General features: G+C 67.6%; 20 protein-coding genes. 17 read left to right on the top strand and 3 right to left on the bottom strand.

Going from position 1 to position 22,267, the window contains the following annotated elements:
* The first annotated feature begins 2 nt into the window (after positions 1–2).
* The 11 genes from bchY to FVA80_RS14815 all read left to right on the top strand — a co-directional run bounded on the left by bchY (position 3) and on the right by FVA80_RS14815 (position 10,499).
* Positions 3–1,532, top strand: a complete 1,530-nt coding sequence (gene bchY / locus FVA80_RS14865; RefSeq protein ID WP_147906681.1) for a chlorophyllide a reductase subunit Y — start codon at positions 3–5, stop codon at positions 1,530–1,532.
* Entirely contained in the window at positions 1,532–2,998 is a 1,467-nt protein-coding gene (bchZ, locus tag FVA80_RS14860; protein WP_147906682.1) for a chlorophyllide a reductase subunit Z, read from the top strand. Before bchY ends, bchZ begins: the two co-directional genes overlap by 1 nt.
* A 35-nt stretch (positions 2,999–3,033) precedes the next feature.
* A complete protein-coding gene (locus FVA80_RS14855) occupies positions 3,034–3,255 on the top strand; it encodes a hypothetical protein (RefSeq protein ID WP_187193692.1) in 222 nt (73 codons plus the stop codon).
* Positions 3,256–3,380: 125 nt separating this feature from the next.
* The gene (gene pufB, locus FVA80_RS14850; protein WP_147906683.1) at positions 3,381–3,617 is read left to right on the top strand and encodes a light-harvesting antenna LH1, beta subunit; all 237 of its coding nucleotides are present in this window, start codon (positions 3,381–3,383) and stop codon (positions 3,615–3,617) included.
* Positions 3,618–3,627: 10 nt separating this feature from the next.
* A complete protein-coding gene (gene pufA, locus FVA80_RS14845) occupies positions 3,628–3,816 on the top strand; it encodes a light-harvesting antenna LH1, alpha subunit (RefSeq protein WP_147906684.1) in 189 nt (62 codons plus the stop codon).
* An 84-nt stretch (positions 3,817–3,900) separates the two neighbouring features.
* Positions 3,901–4,725, top strand: a complete 825-nt coding sequence (gene pufL / locus FVA80_RS14840) for a photosynthetic reaction center subunit L (protein WP_147855260.1) — start codon at positions 3,901–3,903, stop codon at positions 4,723–4,725.
* A gap of 95 nt (positions 4,726–4,820) precedes the next feature.
* A complete protein-coding gene (gene pufM, locus FVA80_RS14835; RefSeq protein WP_147906685.1) occupies positions 4,821–5,801 on the top strand; it encodes a photosynthetic reaction center subunit M in 981 nt (326 codons plus the stop codon).
* Positions 5,802–5,811: 10 nt separating this feature from the next.
* Positions 5,812–6,924: a photosynthetic reaction center cytochrome PufC gene (gene pufC, locus FVA80_RS14830; RefSeq protein ID WP_147906686.1), complete on the top strand. Its 1,113-nt coding sequence runs from the start codon at positions 5,812–5,814 to the stop codon at positions 6,922–6,924.
* Between the two features lie 118 nt (positions 6,925–7,042).
* Positions 7,043–7,195, top strand: a complete 153-nt coding sequence (locus FVA80_RS14825) for a DUF3096 domain-containing protein (RefSeq protein ID WP_147855263.1) — start codon at positions 7,043–7,045, stop codon at positions 7,193–7,195.
* Positions 7,196–7,352: 157 nt separating this feature from the next.
* On the top strand, positions 7,353–10,043 hold the full coding sequence (ppdK, locus tag FVA80_RS14820) for a pyruvate, phosphate dikinase (RefSeq protein ID WP_147906687.1): 2,691 nt from the start codon (positions 7,353–7,355) through the stop codon (positions 10,041–10,043).
* A gap of 204 nt (positions 10,044–10,247) precedes the next feature.
* A complete protein-coding gene (locus FVA80_RS14815; protein WP_147855265.1) occupies positions 10,248–10,499 on the top strand; it encodes a hypothetical protein in 252 nt (83 codons plus the stop codon).
* 27 nt (positions 10,500–10,526) lie between these two features.
* Here FVA80_RS14815 and FVA80_RS14810 read toward each other — a convergent pair whose 3' ends face one another.
* The 3 genes from FVA80_RS14810 to FVA80_RS14800 form a co-directional block, all read right to left on the bottom strand.
* A complete protein-coding gene (locus tag FVA80_RS14810) occupies positions 10,527–12,035 on the bottom strand; it encodes a DUF882 domain-containing protein (protein ID WP_147906688.1) in 1,509 nt (502 codons plus the stop codon).
* Between the two features lie 195 nt (positions 12,036–12,230).
* Positions 12,231–14,234, bottom strand: a complete 2,004-nt coding sequence (locus FVA80_RS14805) for a L,D-transpeptidase family protein (RefSeq protein WP_147906689.1) — start codon at positions 14,232–14,234, stop codon at positions 12,231–12,233.
* Positions 14,235–14,477: 243 nt separating this feature from the next.
* Positions 14,478–15,962, bottom strand: a complete 1,485-nt coding sequence (locus FVA80_RS14800) for a sigma-54 dependent transcriptional regulator (protein WP_147906690.1) — start codon at positions 15,960–15,962, stop codon at positions 14,478–14,480.
* A 236-nt stretch (positions 15,963–16,198) separates the two neighbouring features.
* On the opposite strand from FVA80_RS14800, the gene FVA80_RS14795 reads away from it, so the two are divergent.
* The 6 genes from FVA80_RS14795 to FVA80_RS14770 all read left to right on the top strand — a co-directional run bounded on the left by FVA80_RS14795 (position 16,199) and on the right by FVA80_RS14770 (position 22,254).
* Positions 16,199–18,061, top strand: coding sequence for a M3 family oligoendopeptidase (locus tag FVA80_RS14795; RefSeq protein ID WP_147906691.1), 1,863 nt, complete (start codon positions 16,199–16,201; stop codon positions 18,059–18,061).
* An 84-nt stretch (positions 18,062–18,145) separates the two neighbouring features.
* On the top strand, positions 18,146–18,571 hold the full coding sequence (locus FVA80_RS14790) for a hypothetical protein (RefSeq protein ID WP_147855379.1): 426 nt from the start codon (positions 18,146–18,148) through the stop codon (positions 18,569–18,571).
* Positions 18,568–18,972, top strand: coding sequence for a type II toxin-antitoxin system death-on-curing family toxin (locus FVA80_RS14785; protein WP_147906692.1), 405 nt, complete (start codon positions 18,568–18,570; stop codon positions 18,970–18,972). The genes FVA80_RS14790 and FVA80_RS14785 overlap by 4 nt, the downstream gene beginning before the upstream one ends.
* A gap of 85 nt (positions 18,973–19,057) precedes the next feature.
* Positions 19,058–20,419: an AarF/ABC1/UbiB kinase family protein gene (locus FVA80_RS14780; protein WP_147906693.1), complete on the top strand. Its 1,362-nt coding sequence runs from the start codon at positions 19,058–19,060 to the stop codon at positions 20,417–20,419.
* A gap of 124 nt (positions 20,420–20,543) precedes the next feature.
* Positions 20,544–20,837: an aa3-type cytochrome c oxidase subunit IV gene (locus tag FVA80_RS14775; protein ID WP_147906694.1), complete on the top strand. Its 294-nt coding sequence runs from the start codon at positions 20,544–20,546 to the stop codon at positions 20,835–20,837.
* A 187-nt stretch (positions 20,838–21,024) separates the two neighbouring features.
* Positions 21,025–22,254 carry a Re/Si-specific NAD(P)(+) transhydrogenase subunit alpha gene (locus FVA80_RS14770; RefSeq protein ID WP_147906695.1) on the top strand — a complete coding sequence of 410 codons (1,230 nt, stop codon included), beginning with the start codon at positions 21,025–21,027 and terminating at the stop codon, positions 22,252–22,254.
* The last annotated feature ends 13 nt before the right edge of the window (positions 22,255–22,267 follow it).

Here is a 22,267-nt window from a genome sequence, read left to right as displayed (position 1 = left end):
GCATGGCCGTCTCCCTCGACATCGCCGATCTGCGCGCCCGCAAGGCCTCCGCGCCCGTCGACCTCGCCGCCACCCAGGGCGATGGGCTCGGCTGCCACGCCGGCAAGGACGCGATGCGGGCGGCCGCCGAGGCGGCCGGCATGTCGGAGACGCTCGCGAAGCTGCGGGAGGATTATCCGCAGGGTCCGCACGACCAGCCGCAGAGTATGTGTCCCGCCTTCGGCTCGCTCCGGGTCGGCCTGCGCATGCGCCGCACCGCCACGATCCTGTCCGGGTCGGCCTGCTGCGTCTACGGATTGACCTTCACGTCGCACTTCTACGGTGCCCGGCGCAGCGTCGGCTACGTGCCGTTCAACTCGGAGACGCTGGTCACCGGCAAGCTGTTCGAGGACATCCGCGATGCGGTGTTCGCCACGGCCAAGCCCGCGGATTACGACGCCGTGGTCGTCATCAACCTCTGCGTGCCCACCGCCTCCGGCGTCCCCCTCCGCCTGTTGCCGAAGGAGATCGACGGCGTCCGGGTGATCGGCATCGACGTCCCGGGCTTCGGGGTTCCGACCCATGCCGAGGCCAAGGATGTGCTCGCGGGCGCGATGCTGAAGGTCGCCCGCACCGAGGCTGAGCAGGGTCCGGTCGCGACCCCGCGCGGCGGCCGGTCGGAGCGCCCGAGCGTGGCGCTGCTCGGCGAGATCTTCCCGGCCGACCCGGTGGTGATCGCCGGGCTATTGGAGCCTCTTGGCCTCGCGGCCGGGCCGGTGGTCCCCACCCGCGAATGGCGCGAACTCTACGCCGCCTTGGATTGCGCCGCGGTCGCCGCGATCCACCCGTTCTACACCGCCTCGATCCGGGAGTTCGAAGCGGCGGGCCGGCCGGTCATCGGCTCCGCGCCGGTCGGTGTCGACGGCACCGCCGACTGGCTCGACAGGATCGGCGAGGCCTGCGGCGTGGCCCGAGCCACCGTCGAGGCGGCCAAGAACCAGCTCCTGCCCGGCATCCGCGGCGCGCTTGCCGCCATGCCGATCAAGGGCCGGATCACGCTCTCGGGCTACGAGGGTTCGGAACTGCTGGTGGCACGGCTCCTCGTCGAGAGCGGGGCCGAGGTGCCGTATGTCGGCACCGCCTGTCCGCGCACGCCGTGGTCCGAGGCCGATCGCGACTGGCTGGAGGCCCGCGGCACCGAAATCCGCTATCGGGCCTCACTCGAGGACGACCTCTACGCCCTCGACGCGCTGAAGCCGGATCTGGCCATCGGCACGACGCCGGTGGTGCAGAAGGCCAAGGAGCGCGGCACGCCCGCCCTCTACTTCACCAACCTGATCTCGGCGCGCCCGCTCATGGGCGCGGCAGGAGCCGGCTCCCTGGCGCGGGTGATCAACGCCGCGCTGGCTAACAAGCCCCGCTTCGATGCCATGCGCGACTTCTTCGAGGGCGTCGGCACCGGCTTTTCCGCCGGCGTCTGGCAAGACACGCCGCAGCGGCGGCAGGGGCCGAAGATCGAAGGCCCGTTGAAGCCGATCGGGGAGATGGCGTGATGCTGATCCTCGATCACGACAGGGCCGGGGGCTACTGGGGCGCCGTCTATGTCTTCACGGCGATCAAGGGGCTGCAGGTCGTCATCGACGGCCCGGTCGGCTGCGAGAACCTGCCGGTGACCTCGGTGCTGCATTACACCGACGCGCTGCCGCCGCACGAGCTGCCGATCGTCGTCACGGGCCTCGCCGAGGAAGAGCTCGGGCGCCACGGCACGGAGGGCGCGATGAAGCGCGCCCACGCCACCCTCGATCCGGGCCAGCCCAGCGTGGTGGTCACCGGCTCGATCGCCGAGATGATCGGCGGCGGCGTGACTCCCGAGGGCACCGGCCTCCAGCGCTTCCTGCCGCGCACCATCGACGAGGACCAGTGGCAGGCGGCCGACCGCGCCATTCGCTGGCTCTGGCAGGAATACGGAGCGAAGAGATTCGCCAAAAAAGGCATTCCGGTGCGCCCCGAGAAGAAGCCCGGCGAGCGCCCGCGGGTGAACATCATCGGGCCGGCCTACGGCACCTTCAACATGCCCTCCGACCTCGCCGAGATCCGGCGCCTGGTGGAAGGGATCGGGGCCGACGTGAACCTGACCTTCCCGCTGGGTTCGCACCTCGCGGACGTGCCCAAGCTCGTCAACGCCGACGCCAATATCTGTCTTTACCGCGAGTTCGGCCGTCTCCTCTGCGAGGATCTGGAGCGGCCCTACCTGCAGGCACCCATCGGCATTCTATCGACCACAAAGTTCCTCCGCTCGCTCGGTGCGATCCTCGGGCTCGACCCGGAGCCATTCATCGAGCGCGAGCGCCACACCACGATCAAGCCGGTCTGGGATCTGTGGCGCTCGGTCACGCAGGATTTCTTCGGCACGGCCAGCTTCGGCATCGCCGCAACCGAGACCTACGCCCGCGGCGTCCGGCACTTCCTCGAAGACGAGATGGGCCTGCCCTGCAACTTCGCCTTCAGCCGGTCGGCAGGGCAGAAGCCCGACAACGAGGCCGTGCGAAAGGCCGTCGCGGAGAAGACGCCGCTCGTGCTGTTCGGCTCGTTCAACGAGCGGATGTACCTCGCCGAATGCGGCGCCCGGGCCACCTACATCCCGGCCTCGTTCCCCGGCGCCATCATCCGGCGGCATACCGGCACGCCGTTCATGGGCTACGCCGGGGCGACCTATCTGGTCCAGGAAGTCTGCAACGCGCTGTTCGATACCCTCTTCCACATCCTGCCGCTCGCCCGCGACATGGACAAGGTCGAAGCCACACCGGCCCGCATCCATCGCGAGCTGCCGTGGGACGAGGCGGCGCGCGCCGCCCTCGACGAGCTGGTCGAGGCGCAGCCCGTGCTGGCCCGTATCTCCGCCGCCAAACGCCTTCGCGACGCCGCCGAGCGCGCCGCACGCACCGCTGAATCCATCGCCGTCGCCCCCGCCCACGTGGCGCGCGCGCGCGCAGACCTTGCCGGGGGAATCCCCGCATGAGCCGCCTTTCCGTTCCCCTGAGAGGAGACCTGACGATGCGTACGATGGTCCCGACCGCGCGCCTGCACCAAGAGGCGCTGCAGTTCCGGCTGATCCTGGCCGTGACCTACCCGTGCTTCCTCGCCGCCGCTGCCTTCAACCGCGTCCGGCCGGCCCATGGGGCCTCGCGCCCCGCGTTCGCGCCCGCGCGCCGCTCCGTCTTCGGCGAGGCGCGCGCCATGGCCGTTCAGGCGATCCCCTTTGCCTTCATGGGCTGAACGCCCTGATCGAGACGCTTCCGTCCGGTGACGCGGGGGGAGGTCAAGCCGTGACCGCCTAGAGCACCACGGCAGCACCCGTCGCCCTTCGCAAGGAGTGCGGCCAACACACGGAGGTCTGAACGATGGCCGGTGGACCCGTTGCAACAGAAAGACCGAGCAGCCTGTCCGGGCTGACGGAACCGGAAGCCAAGGAGTTCCACGCGATCTTCCTGACGAGCTTCCTCATCTTCACGGCGATCGCCGTGGTCGCCCACATTCTCGTGTGGATGTGGCGTCCGTGGCTTCCCGGACCGCAAGGCTACGCCTCTCTCGAAGGCGTCACCGATGCGGCCCGCGCCTTCGTCACGATGATCGGCTGAGGAGGATCGCATGCATAAGGTTTGGTTGCTGTTCGATCCGCGGCGCACGCTGGTGGCTCTGTTCACCTTCCTCTTCATCCTGGCGCTGCTGATCCACTTCATCCTGCTCTCGACCGACCGGTTCAACTGGCTGGAAGGTCCGCGGCAGAACAAGGCGGCGAGCAACATCACGCTCGTGCTGCCCAGCATGCCCGCCTGACCCAGGCTGGCCGGGACCGCGGCTCCAAGGGGCCGCGGTCCAAAAAATCCCAAAAAATTGCGGCCGGGCTGAGGAGTGTCCGCCATGGCGATGCTGAGCTTTGAGCGAAAGTACAGGATCCGGGGCGGTACGCTGCTCGGTGGCGACCTGTTCGACTTCTGGGTCGGGCCGTTCTTCGTCGGATTCTTCGGCGTCACCGGGCTGTTCTTCACGGTGCTCGGCACCGCGCTGGTGATCTACGGCGCCGCGATCGGGCCGACCTGGAACGTCTGGCAGATCAACATCGCGCCGCCCGACATCAGTTACGGGCTGAAGCTCGCGCCGCTGAAAGAGGGAGGCCTCTGGCAGATCATCACGTTCTGCGCGCTCGGGTCGTTCGTCTCCTGGATGATGCGCGAGGTCGAGATCTGCCGGAAGCTCGGCATCGGCTACCACGTGCCGGCGGCCTTCGGCATGGCGATCTTCGCCTACTTCACCCTCGTCGTGGTCCGGCCGTTCCTGATGGGCGCCTGGGGCTATGGGTTCCCGTACGGCATCCTCAGTCACCTCGATTGGGTGTCGAACACCGGATATCAGTACCTACACTTCCATTATAATCCCGCGCATATGCTGGCCGTGACCTTCTTCTTCACGACCACCTTGGCGCTCGCCATGCACGGCGGCCTCATCCTCTCGGCGACCAACCCGAAGAAGGGCGAGACCGTGAAGACCCCCGAGCATGAGGACACGTTCTTCCGCGACACGATCGGCTACTCGATCGGCACGCTGGGCATCCACCGCCTCGGCCTGTTCCTGGCGTTGTCCGCTGGCTTCTGGAGCGCGGTCTGCATCGTGATCAGCGGGCCGTTCTGGACGCAGGGCTGGCCGCAATGGTGGGGCTGGTGGCTCAACCTGCCGGTCTGGCGCTGAGATTCCCGTCGCCCGCCGAGAATCGGGCGAACCGATACCAATGATCCAGGCCGGCTCCGCATGAACCATGCGGCCCACCGGGGGGAGGGCGGGCGATGACCTATTACCAAAATATCTTCACACAGGTTCAGGTGCGCCCGCTGGAGCCGGAGAACGGCGTCCCGGTGAGTTCGAACGAGCGGGTCGGCAAGCCGTTCAACAGCTACCTGTTCGGCTTGCTGGGCAACAGCCAGGTCGGTCCGATCTACATCGGCTACGTCGCTGCGCTGTCGATGGTCTGCGGGCTGATCGCCTTTGAGATCATCGGGCTGAACATGTGGGCCTCGGTGAACTGGGATCCGGTTCAGTTCGTGCGGCAATTGCCCTGGCTCGCCCTGGAACCGCCACTGCCGAAATACGGGCTCAAGGTCCTGCCGCCGCTCAACGAGGGCGGCTGGTGGCTGATCGCCGGTTTCTTCCTCACCGCCTCGATCCTGCTGTGGTGGGTCCACCTCTACCGCCGGGCGCGGGCGCTCGGGCTGGGCACCCACGTGCCGTGGGCGTTCGCCTCGGCGATCTGGCTCTACCTCGTGCTCGGCTTCATCCGGCCGCTCTTGATGGGCTCCTGGTCCGAGGCGGTGCCGTTCGGGATCTTCCCCCACCTCGATTGGACAGCGGCATTCTCGCTCCGCTACGGCAACCTGTTCTACAACCCGTTCCACATGCTCTCGATCACGTTCCTGTACGGATCGACGCTGCTGTTCGCGATGCACGGGGGCACCATCCTGGCCTGCTCCCGCTACGGTGCCGACCGTGAGATCGACCAGATCGTCGATCGCGGCACCGCCACCGAGCGCGCCGCCCTGTTCTGGCGCTGGACTATGGGTTTCAACGCCACGATGGAATCGATCCACCGCTGGGCCTGGTGGTTCGCGGTGCTGACGACGCTGACCGGCGGGATCGGGATCCTGCTCACAGGCACCGTGGTCGACAACTGGTATCTCTGGGCCGTCAAGCACGGCGTCGCCCCGTCCTATCCGCAGGTCTACGGCCCGATCGTCGACCCCGCCCATCTCGCACCCGGCATGAAGCCGTGAGGAGGCCGTCATGAAGACGATTCTGGCGGTGGTCGGCGGGGCCCTCGCCCTGTTCCTCACCATCGCGATGTTCGGGGGCGCGGGCTGGACCCACCCCCCCATGGCGGCCAAGCAGACCGGCTTCCGCGGCACCGGCATGGACCTGATCCGCACCCGGGCCGGCAACGAGGCGCTCGCGGCGGCCAACGTCGCCCCGGCCCCCGCCGACCCGGCCGAGGCCGGCGGCGACAAGGCCTCGGCGGTCTACGAGAACGTGCAGGTTCTGGGCGATCTCTCGGCCGAGCAGTTCAACCGGCTGATGGTGTCGATCACCGAGTGGGTGGCGCCCCAGCAGGGCTGCACCTACTGCCACAGCACCGAGAACATGGCCTCCGACGAGTTGTACCAGAAGCGGGTCGCCCGTCGGATGCTGCAGATGACCCAGACGATCAATACGTCCTGGAAGGAGAACCACGTCCACGAGGCGGGCGTGACCTGCTATACCTGCCACCGGGGCAATCCGGTTCCGGCCAACATCTGGTTCGACCGTCCCGTCCAGGGCGAGGGCCGGTTCATCCCGCGCAACAACAGCCAGAACATGGCGTCCGCGGAGGTTGGCAACACTTCGCTGCCCTACGACGTCTACCAGGCGTTCTACCAGCACAAGGACACGTCCGAGGACGCGGTGCGGGTCAACGGCACCACGGTACTGCCCGTGACCAAAGGCAAGCCGATCCAGGACGCGGAGAAGACCTTCGCGATCATGATCAGCATGTCGCAATCGCTCGGGGTGAACTGCACCTTCTGCCACAACACCCGGTCGGTTGCGCAATGGGACACCAGTACGCCCAACCGGGTCCATGCCTGGTATGGCATCCGCATGGTGCGGGACCTGAACCAGGACTTCATGGAACCGCTGACCTCGACCTTCCCGCGCAACAGGCTCGGCGCCATGGGTGACGTGCCGAAAATCAACTGCGCCACCTGCCACAACGGCGCCAACAAGCCGCTGAACGGAGCCAACGTGATCGGCCCCTATCCGGAACTCTCGCATCCGACCATCGAGGCGAGCCTGCCCACCGGCGAGGCGAAGGATCCGATCCCGGGTACCAATACGCCGGCCCTGAAGCCGTCGAAGCCCTGACACGACCGCACGAGGCGCCGGAGACGATCCGGCGCTTCGTCGCGCTCCAGCTACAGGGAACCGCCGCGCTGTAGGGACGTCGATTGTGTACGGCCGAGCTCGGCCCCTGGAGGCGCCCGTGACCATCACCATCTCAAACCTTCAGCCGATCATCGCGATCCTGGCCGGCATCCTGATCCTGATCGCGCCGCGTCTGCTCAATTACATCGTGGCGATCTACCTGATCGTGGTCGGCGTGATTGGTCTCGGCCTGCTGCGCGGCTTCTCGTAAAGCCGGTCTGCACGCGCGATTCCTGACAGACTTCGCTGCGCGTCAGTCGTGCGCGCACAAGCCCGCAATGCGTTCATCTTGCGTTGCGTTGCGGGATGGTCCAACCCGCGCCCATCAGCTCGGCCTGTGCCGGGCATCAGACACGGACGGGTTCGACATGGCGACCGGCAGCGCGAAGTGGGTCTACGCCTTCGGCGACGGCAAGGCGGAGGGCAAGTCGCAGATGCGCGACCTCCTCGGCGGCAAGGGCGCCAACCTGGCCGAGATGTGCAACCTCGGCCTGCCCGTCCCCCCCGGCTTCACCATCACGACCGAGGTCTGCACGTCCTACTACGACAACGGCAAGGCCTATCCGCCGGAGCTGAAGGAGCAGGTCGCCGCCGCGCTGAACCAGATCGGCACCCTCACCGGGCGTAAGTTCGGCGACGCAGCGAACCCCCTGTTGGTCTCGGTCCGCTCCGGCGCCCGCGCTTCGATGCCGGGCATGATGGATACGGTGCTGAACCTCGGCCTCAACGACCAGACCGTGCTGGCGCTGGCCAAGGAGGCCGACGACGAGCGCTTTGCCTACGATTCCTACCGCCGCTTCATCACTATGTACTCGAACGTCGTGCTCGGCGTTGAGCATCACGCCTTCGAGGAGGCGCTGGAGCACTACAAGGAAGGCAAGGGCTACGACCTCGACACGGAGCTCGGCGCCGAGGACTGGAAGACACTGATCCAGACCTACAAGAAGATCGTCCGCGACGAGCACGGCTCCGACTTCCCGCAGGTCGCCGAGGATCAGCTCTGGGGTGCGATCAGTGCGGTGTTCAACTCCTGGATGATTCCGCGGGCTAAGAAGTACCGCGAGCTGAACAGCATCCCGGAGAGCTGGGGCACGGCCGTCAACGTCCAGGCCATGGTGTTCGGCAACATGGGCGACACCTCGGCCACCGGCGTCGCCTTCACGCGCAATCCCTCCACCGGCGAGAAGGCGCTCTACGGCGAGTTCCTGATCAACGCCCAGGGTGAAGACGTGGTCGCGGGCATCCGCACCCCGCAGAATATCACGGAAAAGGCCCGGATCGAGGCCGAGAGCGACAAGCCTTCCATGGAGAAGGCCATGCCCGAGAGCTACGCGGAGCTGACCCGGATCTACGGGATCCTGGAAGCGCATTACCGCGACATGCAGGACATGGAGTTCACCATCGAGAAGGGTAAGCTCTGGATGCTCCAGACCCGCAACGGCAAGCGCACGGCCAAGGCGGCCCTGCGCATCGCCGTGGATCTGGCCGGCGAGGGGCTGATCTCCCGCGAGGAGGCGATCGGCCGGGTCGAGCCCTCCGCCCTCGACCAGCTGCTGCACCCGACGATCGACCCCAAGGCGGACCGCAAGGTCATCGCCTCCGGCCTGCCGGCTTCCCCCGGGGCGGCCACCGGCGAGATCGTGTTCAACTCCGAGGACGCCGAGGCCCTGCGCAAGGCCGAGCGCAAGTGCATCCTCGTGCGCATCGAGACCTCGCCCGAGGACATCCACGGCATGCACGCCGCCGAGGGTATCCTGACCACCCGCGGCGGCATGACCAGCCACGCGGCGGTGGTCGCCCGCGGCATGGGCAAGCCCTGCGTCTCCGGCGTCGGCTCGATCCGGATCGACTACAAGGCCCAGACCATGAAGGTCGGCGACGCCACCCTCAAGGCCGGCGACCGGATCACCATCGATGGCTCCACCGGCCAGGTGATCCAGGGTGAGGTGAAGATGCTGGAGCCCGAGCTGTCGGGCGACTTCGCGACCCTGATGGAATGGGCCGACCAGTTCCGCGGCATGAAGGTGCGGGCCAACGCCGACACGCCGACCGACGCCCGCACCGCGCGGAATTTCGGCGCGGAAGGAATCGGCCTGTGCCGCACCGAGCACATGTTCTTCGAGGGCGACCGCATCATCGCGGTCCGCGAGATGATCCTGGCCGACGACGCCGAGGGCCGCCGGACGGCGCTCGCGAAGATCCTGCCCTATCAGCGCCAGGACTTCGTCGAGCTGTTCACAATCATGTCCGGCCTGCCGGTGACAATCCGCCTGCTTGATCCGCCGCTGCACGAATTCCTGCCGCATACCGATGCCGAGGTCGCCGAGGTCGTGAAGGCGACCGGCGTATCGGAGGGCAAGATCCGCCACAGGATGCGGGAATTGTCCGAGCACAACCCGATGCTCGGCTTCCGCGGCTGCCGCCTGGCGATCGCCTTCCCGGAGATCGCGGAGATGCAGGCCCGTGCGATCTTCGAGGCCGCCGTGCAGGCCGCCGCCGATACCGGCAGCCCCGTCACCCCCGAGGTGATGGTGCCGCTGGTGTTCACCCGCATGGAGTTCGACATCGTGAAGGCGCGGATCGACGCCATGGCCAAGGCGGTGTCCGAGGAGAAGGGCGCCACCCTGGACTACCAGGTCGGCACCATGATCGAGCTGCCGCGGGCGGCACTCAAGGCCGGTGAGATCGCCCAGACCGCCGAGTTCTTCTCGTTCGGCACCAACGACCTGACCCAGACGGCGCTCGGCATCTCCCGCGACGACGCGGCGACCTTCCTGGGCCCCTACACACAAAAGGGCATCCTGGCGGCCGACCCGTTCATCACCATCGACCAGGAGGGCGTGGGCGAGCTGGTCCGCATCGGCGTCGAGCGCGGCCGGGCCACACGTCCGGACATCAAGCTCGGGATCTGCGGCGAGCATGGCGGCGACCCGGCGTCGATCGGCTTCTGCCAGGAGGTCGGGCTCGATTACGTCTCCTGCTCGCCCTACCGGGTGCCGATCGCCCGCCTCGCGGCGGCCCAGGCAGCCCTCGGCAAGGTGCAAGGCAAGGAAGGCTGAGCCGGCTATCCGCGGCCGGTATCGGGGGCGGGTCGCCGCCGTCGATACCGGCCGTCAACCAGGACCGATGAAACACTGTTGAAAAAGCGTTTGCGGCTGTTGAACCGGGCCTAGAACGGCACGTTTACCAATTGATCCGGCCGGTCGCGCGTGATGCACATCGCTCCGTGCCGGGCCCAGTGTCAGGCGCCAGAATCACCAGCCATGATTCCCCGCAGCCCACCTTCGCTCTACGTCGACGCCGGCCAGGCGGCTCCCGTCCCGCGGGCGGCCGTGCGGGCCTACGTCGCGACGGTCGCCGGCCTCGGGGCGATCACCACCGCCGTGATGCTGATGATGTCGGTCGCGGCCAATAGCGGCGGCGAGGCCGAGCGTATCGCCGACACGCAGGACGACGGCTACGCCGCGACCCTGGTCTCCGCCCTGGCGATCAACCTCTCGAAGCCGTTGCGCTGAGCGGAGGCTTTTCTACCCATCCCGGTCTCAGCGCGTTCCGGCCGTCGTGCGCGTAGCCGAGCCGGTGAACCGCGCCGCCGTGAGTTCGTCGCCGGGGCTCTTCGCGCTGAATTTGGTCGCCACCGGTCCCGGCCTTGCCGCCACGACTGCATCCGGAGCGGCCTCGCGTAGACGCGTGGCTGCGACGCGAACCGGGGCGTTGCGGCTTGCCGGCGCGGTGACCGGACCGGTGGACGCCGCCTCGAACAGGGAGCGCAACTGCGCCTTCGCGTCTGCATCGGCCGCCACCAGGGGGCGCCGCGGGGCCGGCTCGACGGCAGCATCCTTTGCCAGAGCCCGCGTTGCGGTCGGAGCCGACAGGTTGGCCATGCCGCCCGCGAGCGAGGCGAACTGAATAGGACGCGGCGGCGGCAACGGCATGGTGATGGCGGCCGCGGCCACGACGGCGAACCCGGAGGGCCGGCGCGGCGGCAGGGGTGCGAGAATCCCCGCCACGGCCTCGTCGGCGCCCGTAGACGGCTTCTCCACGGTGAGCAGGGCCCGGGCATCGACCGGCGGGCTTACAGCGGTCCTGGCCTGGTCCTGGCGGGTGAGCGTGTTGCGAAGCGTGTCGTCTGCGTTCGGTGCGGCGTAGGCGAGGGCGGCGCGGGTGCCGACCGGATCCTGCGGATCTGCGCTGGCCACCGCGACGACGGGGGCCTGGCGGCCTCTCTTCGCAACGGGTGCCGGCGGCGGTGGCGCGACTGGCTCCGGCGTGGAGGAGCCGCCACCGAACAGGCTCGCCAGGAAGCCGAACAGGCCCGGCCCGTCTTCCTCCTCGCCGCTCGCCATCTGGGTGGTGAGGCCGGCAACGGTGCCGCCGCGCGCCAGGATCTCGGCTTTCGCCTCCTCGTAGCGTGGGAACGGGCGGTTGTCGCTCGCGAGGTGGACGGTCTTGCCGTCCGGGAACAGACGGGCGAGCTGGTCGTGGGTCATGCGCGGCCACATCCGCACGGAGCCGACGTCGAGATGGACGAAGGGCGTGCCGGCATGCGGATACCAGCCGACGCCGCCGCGCTGCATCTGCAATCCGACTTCTCGAATCCGGTCGATCGAGACTTCAGGCAGGTAGAAGTCCATCGCCTTGCCGAGCATGTGCTGGCTGAACTCGGCGACCATCCGGGAGCGGCGGCGCAGCATCGCGTTGGTGCCGGGCGAGCGATAGGCCGAGACGACGTGGATCGGCTGGGTCGCGCCGACCTGCCGGTAGGCCTCCCAGACCGTGTCGAACAGGCGCGGGTCCATCTTGATCGGTTCGTTGACGCGCCAATCGCGCAGGAGCCAGTTCATTTGCTCAAGGGCCGCGCGGTCGTACCGGCCATCGCGCTTGAACGTGATGGTCGCGCTCTCATTGGTATGCGTGTGGTAGATCGTGAGCGTGCGGGTATCGCCGTTGGCCACCGCGTTCTCGGTCTCGACCGTTCCGGCGATCAAGCCGAGGGCCGTGCCGCACAAGGCGAGGACGAGGTGTCGGGCGGTTCTGCGAAGGCTCGGCACGGTGGTCCTGATCCTCTCCCGAACCCGCATAGGGTGCTCGGCGGATGTCTGGTCGCGGCGGTTGGCCGGTGACGGCCGACATCGCTTCCCTTCGCCGAGTCTGCGATGGGAACGGCTAAGGCTGGACCGTGGCGAAATCGTGCCCGGCTGTGCGGCCGCGCACCTGTGAGTTGAAGGCGCGGTCCGGTGGCGCGCCTACCACCAGCCCCGCGACACAGGCGCGGGGGCGGGCGTCCACAGCCCGGGCTCCCCGTATTCCGGCGCACCGTCCGCGCGGGCGGCCCGGCGCACGCTCCGACGCGGCGAATCATAGTCGTCGTAACGGTCGCTGGGCTGAACGTCGGAGTAGCGGCGGGCGCGCGCGGCCTCGCGGCGCGGGGCCGGATGGGCCTGGGCCACCGGCGCGGCCTCGGGCTTCCTGCGCGCCTTCTCCTCCGGGAGCTTGGCGATCGCCGGTCCGCCGCCACCGGGCAGGCCGAGCGCGGCGCGCATCGGCGCGTCGTACCCGTAGAGATCGGGGAGGGTGCGGAACGTGCCGCCGTCGTCCACGTAGGCGGTGAAGTAGGCCAGATGCACCGGCAGCTTCGCGGGCAGCCGGATCGTGCGCTCGCCCTTGCCGATCAGCTTCTTGAGCCGCGCCTCGGACCAGTCCGGCAGCACGGCGTCGGCCAAGCGGAAGGGGTCGTCGACGCGGACGCAGCCATGGCTGAAATCACGCTTCGCCGCGGAGAATAGCGACCGGTTCGGCGTGTCGTGCAGGTAGACCGCGTGCTGGTTCGGGAACATGAACTTGATGAAGCCGAGCGCGTTGCGCTCGCCCGGGGGCTGACGCAGCGAGATGTGTCCGCCGTGGCGCACCACCTCGTATCCGCCCCAGGTCTTGCCGCCGTAGCCCGCGAGCTTCGGCGCCATGGTCTTCAGGATCGAGGGCGGCACGTACCACGACGGGTTCACCACCGCGTATTCCATCAATCCGGAAAAGAGCGGCGTGCGCGATTCCGGCTTGCCCACGATCACGCGGGCCTCGTCGCGCAGGCTGCCGCCCCGATAGGCACGCAGGCGATATTCGGGGATGTTGACCAGGATGTAATCGGGGCCGAGATCGCCCGGCAGCCAGCGCCAACGCTCCATGTTGACGATCACCTCGGCCTCGCTGCCGCTCGCGCGAGCAGGCCGGCCGACATCGGCGAGCGCCAGGACGGTCTGCACGTCCAGCACGCCGTTCCCCGGCAGGCCGCGGCCGCGCTGGAACTTCGCCACCGCATCGGCCACCGCGGCATCATACTCCTCCGGCTCGCCCGGCGCCCGGTCGAGCGTCCCGGGCGGGCGCGTATCGAGACCGAAATAGGTACGCAGCAGCGGCACGCGTGGATCCCGCATGCCGGTTTTGAGGGCCGGGCCCGGGGGCAGGCGCAACGGCTTCACAGCCGTGGGGGCCGGCCCGCGCAGCGTGGCGAGTCGTGTCTTGAGAGCCTGATAGCCGGCCGTGGAGGGATTGTACGCCTCAAGGGCCTCGCCAGCCTTGGAGCCCGCCTCGGACAGCTTGGTCAGCACCGCGCTGGCGTCGGGCAGATCGAGCTGTGGGGTGATGAGACGAGAGATCGAGGCGAGGTTGATGCGGCCGCCCCGGGCGTCCTTGGCGTAAAGCAGAACCGCTGCCGAAAGCCGGAGATCGGCATCGGCCACCGCCTTCGCGTCGGGCGTTCCGGCAAGGGTGGGGACCGTGTAGGCCCTGGCGTCGAGCCCGTCCTCAGCGGCAGCGGCAAGGCGCGCCGAAACCAATTTGGCCGCCTCGGTCCAGCCCCCGTCGGCGATCCAGAGCGGCTTGTCGGCCCGCGCCTCGTAGAACGCGCGAATCCCCTCACGGTCCTTGCCGGTGAGGCGAAGCAGCAGCGGTGCGGTGTCGGCGAACCGTGCGTAGATCGCGGCGCCGAGCGGATCGGCCGGCGCGACGGGCGCCGTCACCACCGGCGCCGGAGCCGGTTCGGGCTTCGGCGCCTCGGGCTTGTAGTCGGGCAGGGCGGTCGACACTGGATCGGAGCCGGTCGGTGCCGCTTGCGCGGGCTCGACCGGGTGCGCAGGCGTGCCGAGGACTGCCGGGTCCAGCGCAACCGTCTCGGCGCCGAGCGCGCCAGCCGATGCCAGCGATCCGGTCAGTAGGGCGGCCAGCGCGACGAGGCTGGAGCGCGGGACGCGCATCGTGATCTCCCGGGACGCGGCGGCAGGGCCGCACGCTCAGATTGTGATTATCCGCTCAAGCGTGGCGTTGAGCAACTGCAGTCTTCGTCGTCTAGTCTTCAGTTTCTGCGTCGTGACATCTGGTCGGAATAGCAAACGACATGGTGTCGCTTGGTCACGCTCATGGGCTCGACAGAGCCGGGAAGTCGTTCGTCCGGCCGTCGCTCCAGGAACCGCGCAGTGCGCTAGCGCACCCAGCGCGGGTCAGGCGGCGTCCTCGGTCTTCTCGTCGCCTTCCAGACCGAGGTCCTTCAGCTTGCGGTAGAGGGTGGATCGGCCAATTCCGAGGCGGCGGGACACTTCGGACATGCGCTGCCGATAGAATTGCAGCGCGAAGCGGATGATCTCGGCCTCCAGCACATCCATGGTCTTCATCTCGCCGGTCTCTTCGGTGACCAGCGACATGGCATGCGGGTCGCGGACCTCGACCCGGACGATCTCGCGCACCGGCTCGGGGGCGTAGGCCGGCATCTGCGGCTGGGTGGGCGCTGCCGGGATGCGGACGTCGAAACCTTCGACCTGCGCGGCGATCTGCGGGAACTCGGCCACAGTCAGTTCGTCGCAATCGGCAAGCACCACGGCGCGGAACAGGGCGTTCTCCAACTGGCGGACGTTGCCGGGCCAAGGATAGCGGGTGAGCAGCGCCATCGCCTCCGGGGTGACCGCACGGACCCGCTTGCCCTCCTCGGCTGAGAACCGGGCGCAGAACGAGCGCACCAGATCCGGGATGTCCTCACGTCGGGCGCGCAGGGGCGGCAGCGTCATGGGGAATACGTTGAGGCGGTAATAGAGGTCTTCGCGGAACTTGCCCTGCTTCACGAGATCGAGCAGCGAGCGGTTCGTGGCGGAGACGAGGCGGATGTCGACGCGCACGGAGCGCTTGCCGCCCACCGGGTCGACCTCGCCTTCCTGAAGCGCGCGCAGCAGCTTGACCTGTGCGTCGAGGGGCAATTCGCCGATCTCGTCGAGGAACAGGGTCCCCCCCGACGCCTCGACGAACTTGCCGGCATGCTTTTCGGTGGCGCCCGTGAAGGCGCCTTTCTCGTGCCCGAACAAGGTCGACTCGACGAGGTTTTCCGGGATGGCACCGCAATTGACGGTGACGAACGCCTTGCCGCGCCGGTCGCCCGACCCCTGGATCGCCCGCGCCAGTACCTCCTTGCCGACGCCGGACTCGCCTTCGATCAGAACCGGGATGTTCGATTTGGCCGCGCGCTCGGCGAGGCGGATGACCCGCTCCATGTCGGGGCTCTTGGATGTCAGGTCCTTGAAGGTAAGCGCCCCGGAGGCGCGGCGGCGCATGCGGCGCACCTCCTCCTCCAGCACGTCCACCCGCAGGGCGTTCTTGATCGAGACCTGGAGGCGCTCGGCCCCGGCTGGCTTGACCACGAAGTCGACGGCGCCCGCCCGCATGGCGTTGACCACGGCGTCGATCGAGCCGTTCGAGGTCTGCACGATGACGGGCGTGTCGAGCCCGCTGCTGCGCATCTCGGCGAGCACGCCGAGCCCGTCGAGACCCGGCATCACCAGGTCGAGGAGGACCACGTCCGCACCTTCGGTCTTCAGCACGGTCAGCGCGTCGGCACCGGTCTCGACCACGCGCGCGTTGAAACCGAACCGGCGCACCGCCGCCTCGGCGAGGCGCCGCTGAACCGGATCGTCGTCCACGATGAGAACGGTGGTGGACATGGCGGCTCCCTGATCGGCGAGTCAGGCCTGGACACGGCTCGGGACAAGCCCGCACCGCACCGCCCGAGTCGGCGACTGTTTCGTTTCGAACCGTAGGGTGCCGGAGAGACGTAAAGTGGCGCTTAACGACGTTTGCATTCGGTCGTTATCGCGTCGGGGCGACCCGTGCCGTTGAACGCGTGGCCGCGCGCTCGATATCACGGTACGAGGCTGAGCCCCCAAGAGGATCGCGAGATATGATGCCGAGCACCACCGCTTCGCCGGTGAACGTCCGTCTGCCGGAGGGCGTGAGCGCCGCACGCGCCGCCGCCAAGGCCGTCGACCTCGGCCATCTCCCGGAATGGGACCTGTCGGACCTCTATTCCGGTCTCGATACCCCGGAATTCGCAGCCGACATGGCCCGAGCCGAGGAGATGTGCCGCGGATTTTCAGAGCGCTATGCCGGCCGGATCGCCGAGCTGGCCGCTGCGCCGAATGCGTCCGACCGCCTCGTCGAGGCGGTTCAGGCGTACGAGGGTATCGAGGATCTGCTCGGCAAGCTGATGTCGTTCGCCGGCCTGATCTATTCCGGGGATACGACCGACGAGGCGCGGGCCAAGTTCTACGGCGACACCCGCGAGCGCCTGACCGATGCCTCAGCCGACCTGCTGTTCTTCGCCCTCGAACTGAACCGGGTCGACGATGTGCTGATGGACACCGCGATGTTCCAGGGACTGCTGGCGCACTACGCGCCCTGGATCGAGGATCTGCGGCGCGAGAAGCCGCACCAGCTCGACGACCGAACCGAGAAACTGTTCCTCGAGAAGTCGGTCACGGCCAACGCCGCCTGGGACCGGTTGTTCAACGAGACGATCGCGGCCTTGCGCTTCACCGTCCAGGGCGAGCAGATGCCGCTCGAACCGACGCTCAACAGGCTGCAGGATCCGGATGGCGCCGTCCGCCGCGAGGCTGCGGGCGCGATCAGCGAGGTTCTGCGTGGCAATCTCCGTGTCTTCACGCTGATCACCAACACCCTCGCGAAGGATAAGGAGATCTCCGACCGCTGGCGCGGGTTCAAGGACGTCGCCGATGCGCGCCACCTCGCCAACCGGGTGGAGCCCGAGGTGGTCGCCGCCCTGGTCGACGCCGTGCAGGCGGCCTATCCGCGCCTCTCGCACCGCTACTATCGGCTCAAGGCCAAGTGGTTCGGCCAGGATGCGCTGCCCTACTGGGACCGCAACGCGCCGCTCCCGAAGGTCGAGCAGCGTACGATTCCCTGGACGGAGGCGCGCGACACCGTGCTGTCGGCCTACGACGCGTTCTCGCCGAAGATGGCCGGGATCGCGAAGCGGTTCTTCGACGAGCGCTGGATCGACGCGCCGACGCGGCCCGGCAAGGCGCCGGGCGCCTTCGCGCACCCGACCGTGCCCTCGGTGCACCCCTACGTCCTCGTGAACTATCAGGGAAAACCGCGGGACGTGATGACGCTCGCCCACGAACTCGGTCACGGCGTCCATCAGGTGCTGGCCGGTCCGAACGGCGCCCTGATGGCACCAACGCCCTTGACCCTCGCCGAGACGGCCAGCGTGTTCGGCGAGATGCTGACCTTCCGTAAGCTGCTGGCCGAGACCACCGACACGACGCAGCGCCGGGCCATGCTCGCCGCGAAGGTCGAGGACATGATCAACACGGTCGTGCGCCAGATCGCGTTCTATTCGTTCGAGCGGAAGGTCCACCTCGCCCGCGCCAAGGGGGAATTGACCAGCGACCAGATCAACGCCCTCTGGCTCTCGGTCCAGGCGGAGTCGCTAGGACCGGCCATCACCCTGGATTCCGGCTACGAGCCGTTCTGGGCCTACATCCCCCATTTCATCCACTCGCCGTTCTACGTCTACGCCTATGCGTTCGGCGACTGCCTTGTGAACTCGCTCTACGGAGTCTACGCCGAAGCTGAAGCCGGCTTCGTGGACCGCTACTTCGCGTTGCTCGCAGCCGGCGGCTCGAAGCCCTATGGCGAGTTGCTCGCACCATTCGGCCTGGACGCCCGGGACCCGGGTTTCTGGCAGATCGGGCTCGGGATGATCGAAGGGATGATCGTCGAGCTGGAAGGGATGGACTGATTGCCTAGCGGCGTCAGTCAACGTCGCGCTGCGCAACGTTGACTGACGCCGCTAAGCCGTTACATGAGTCTGTAGGAGATTCTCATGAACGCAAGTCATGCCGCCTTCTTCGACCGTCCCGAAGCCGCCGCCATCAGGAGGATCCTGACCGGTCCCGAAAAAATCCCGCAATACGAACTGCTGAGCCGCCTGGAGATCCCGGCCGTGCAGGCGGTGGTTTGGGACATCGAGCCGATCATCGAAAGTTTTGATCCGGCGACACGTAATCACGCGATCCAATCGACCGGCGCATTGATCGGCGATCTACTAACGGCACGAGGATTCCGCATCGCCCGGGACGCGCGTGGCGAAAAGCGCCGTGGCCGCGTCCGGAAAGCGAAATTCGTCAAGTCCGGCACGATCTGGGAGATGCCCGCTGAGCCAAACGGAAGCCACGCCGAGAAGGTGGCAGCGATCATGGATGACATCATGGATCGCTACCGGAACACTCTCGCCGAGTTGGCGAAATGATCGAGAATCGGACCGATGACGAACCGGAATGGTTGACGACCGCTGACGTCATCAACGCACACGCGAAACAGCTCCGCATCTTCGGCGGGGCGTCCGGGATCCGGGATCCAGGCGCACTCGAATCTGCATTGGGCCGACCGATCAACCGGTGGCGCTACGAAGGTACGAAGCTTCCAGAACTTGCTGCAGCCTATGCTTTCGACATCGTCCGCAATCATCCGTTCGTCGATGGTAACAAGCGCGCCGGGTTCTTGGCGATGCTCGGCTTCTTACTGCTGAACAATGTGCGGTTTGCTCCGGACCAAGCGGAAGCGACCGCCATTATCCTCGGCCTCGCGGCGGGCGAGATCGACGAATCCGGCCTGACCCGTTGGATCCGAGACAACTGGCCGGCCGGCTGAGACGCCGCGGCGCAGCGACCCGGCGCTCTGGTGCGCCGCCGGCGAAGGCTTATGTCCAGGTCTGCACCGAGGAAGATCCTGGACAATGGCCGAGACCGACCGCGAAGCCAATCGCTTTTCCGCCCGCGCCGGGCGCTACGCCAGCGTCGGCGCCAATGTCGGTGGCGTCGCCGCCCGGATGGCGATGTCCCGGCTGTTCGGCAAGGAGGGGACGACCAGCGCAGCGGCCCTGGCGCAGGCTCTCGGCGGGCTGAAGGGCCCGATCATGAAGGTGGCGCAGCTTCTGGCCACCATTCCCGACCTGCTGCCGCCCGAATACGCGGTGGAGCTTCAAAAGCTGCAGGCCGACGCGCCGCCCATGGGCGCTGCGTTCGTAAAGCGCCGGATGCAATCCGAGCTGGGCATCGCCTGGCAGGGTCGTTTCGGCAGCTTCGACCTGAAGCCCGCAGCCGCCGCCTCGCTGGGTCAGGTCCACCGGGCGACGACGACGGACGGCGAGCTGCTGGCCTGCAAGCTCCAGTATCCCGACATGCAATCGGCCGTGGAGGCCGATCTGAAGCAACTCGAGATCGCTTTCGCGCTCCACCGGCGCATGAACAGCTGGCTCGATACCCGCGAGATCGCCAAGGAAATCGGCGCCCGGGTCCGCGAGGAACTCGATTACGAGCACGAGGCGAAGCACGCCAGCCTCTACGGCGAGATCCTCAAGGATATCGACGCGGTGCGCGTACCGCGGGTCTATCCGGACCTGTCGACCAAGCGCCTGCTCACCCTCAGCTGGCTCGACGGCAATAAGATCCTGAGCTTTGCCGAGGAGCCCGTCGAGGTCCGCAATCGCATCGCGCAGTCGATGTTCAAGGCGTGGTGGCATCCGTTCAGCCGCGCGGCCGTCATCCACGGCGACCCGCATCTCGGCAACTACACCGTCTTCTCCGAGGGCGGTGAGGCGGCCGGCATCAACCTGCTGGATTACGGCTGCGTGCGGATCTTCCATCCCCGCTTCGTCGGCGGCGTCGTCGATCTGTATCGGGGCCTGTTGGAGGATGACGCCGCCCGAATCGTCCACGCCTACGAGGTTTGGGGCTTCAAGAACCTCGACAAGGAAAAAATCGAGATCCTGAACATCTGGGCGCGGTTCATCTACGGCCCGCTCCTGGAGGATCGCACCCGCACCGTGGCCGATGGGGTCAAGCCGGGTGAGTACGGCCGGCGCCAGGCGTTCCAGGTCCACCAGGCGCTGAAGGAGCGGGGTCCGGTGACGGTGCCGCAGGAATTCGTGTTCATGGACCGCGCCGCCGTGGGCCTCGGCGCGGTGTTCCTCCATCTTCGCTCGGAGCTGAACTATCACCAGCTGTTCGAGGCCGAGATCGAGCACTTCTCGCTGGAGGAGCTGGGGCAGCGGCAGGCTCAGATCCTGACCCAGGCCGGATTGCCGATGCCGGCCTAGTTGGCTCTACGGGAGTCCACCGAGGGGGCAATCAACTTGCGTGCGTCCGATTGCGGCAGGAAAACGCTTGAGCTACATCCCAATGCGACCACAAGAAGTCGCATCCAAGGGAAACGAGCGCACGATGGCCGAGAGTGAGACGGTGGGCGGGCACACCTACAGCCCGGCGATGGACGCAAGCACCCACGAGCAGACCTATCGCGGTTTCGTTCGCTTCGTCGAGATCGGTACCGGGGTGGTGATCTGCTGGGTGCTGGCCCTTGCAGTGGGCGGTATCCGCGAAGCCTGGCTGCTGGCGATTCTCAGCGTGATCGTGTCGGGCGTGGCCGGCGCCGTTGGGGCGCTTGCCCCCGCGATCGGCTGGCGCGGCCCCCTCGTGGTGGCGATTCTCCTGTTCCTCTACCTGGCCTTCGCCTGAGTTCGCGAAGATAACGGCTCGCCCCATCGGACGAGCTGTCTGATGACGCGTTGAAGCGCGGCCGTCTTGTCGGCAGGCCGCGGGTTACATTCCCACTTATTCCATCAGCGCAATCTTCTTTCGCGTCTCGAAAAGCCGTGCCGGTTCGCGCATTCGGGAGGCCAAGCTTATCCAGGGGAAGCCTCGCATGCGCATCGCTGTGCTGTCTGAGACGGACTCTGCGGAGCCGCGGGTGGCCGCGGTCCCGGAGACCGTCAAAAAGTTCAAGGCGCTCGGTGTAGACATCACCGTGCAGGCGGGGGCCGGGCAGAAGGCCGGAGTCCTGGATTCCGAGTACGAGGCGGCCGGGGCCGAGATCGCCGGCAGCGCCGCAGACGCGGCACGGGATGCCGACCTCGTCCTGAAGGTTCGGCGACCGGCCGAAGACGAGCTTTCGCTGCTCAAGCGCGGCGCCACCGTAGTCGCGATCATGGATCCCTACGGCAACGAGGCCGCGCTGAAGGCGATGGCCGATGCAGGCGTCTCGGGATTCGCCATGGAGCTGATGCCCCGCATCACCCGCGCGCAGGTGATGGACGTACTGTCCTCGCAGGCGAACCTTGCCGGTTATCGCGCAGTCGTCGACGGCGCCGCCGAATACGGCCGCGCCATGCCGATGATGATGACCGCGGCCGGCACCGTGCCTGCGGCCCGCGTGTTCATCATGGGCGTCGGCGTCGCCGGCCTCCAGGCGATCGCCACGGCCCGGCGCCTGGGCGCGGTGGTGACCGCCACCGACGTGCGCCCCGCCACCAAGGAACAGGTCGAGTCGCTCGGAGCCAAGTTCGTCGCGGTCGAGGACGACGAGTTCAAGCAGGCCGAGACCGCGGGCGGCTACGCCAAGGAGATGTCGGCGGGCTACCAGGCCAAGCAGGCCGAGCTGGTGAAAGGCCACATCGCCAAGCAGGATATCGTCATCACCACCGCGCTGATCCCGGGCCGTCCGGCCCCGAAGCTGGTCTCCGAGGACATGGTCGCCTCGATGAAGCCGGGCTCGGTCCTCATCGATCTGGCGGTCGAACGCGGCGGCAACGTAGCGGGCGCCAAACCGGGCGAGGTCGTGGTGACCGATCGCGGCGTGAAGATCGTCGGCCACACCAACGTGCCGGGGCGCCTCGCCGCCACGGCGTCGAGTCTCTACGCACGCAACCTCTACGCCTTCGTCGAGACCTTGATCGACAAGGAGTCGAAGGCTCTGGCGATCAACTGGGACGACGAGTTGGTGAAGGCCACCAACCTGACGCGTGACGGTTCCGTGGTCCACGCCTCGTTCCAGGCCAAGACCGACGGACCGGCCTCGGAGGCTGCGGCCGTGGGTCTGGCCAAGTCGGAAACGGGTAAGGCCGAGCCTGCCCCGGCCCCATCCGACGCCCGCTGAAGACCGATCGCGA

Origin of the sequence: Methylobacterium sp. WL1, assembly GCF_008000895.1 — a bacterium.
GTDB lineage: Bacteria > Pseudomonadota > Alphaproteobacteria > Rhizobiales > Beijerinckiaceae > Methylobacterium.
The sequence above is the reverse complement of the archived record's forward strand: the minus strand, read 5'-3'. Positions and strand labels throughout refer to the sequence as shown.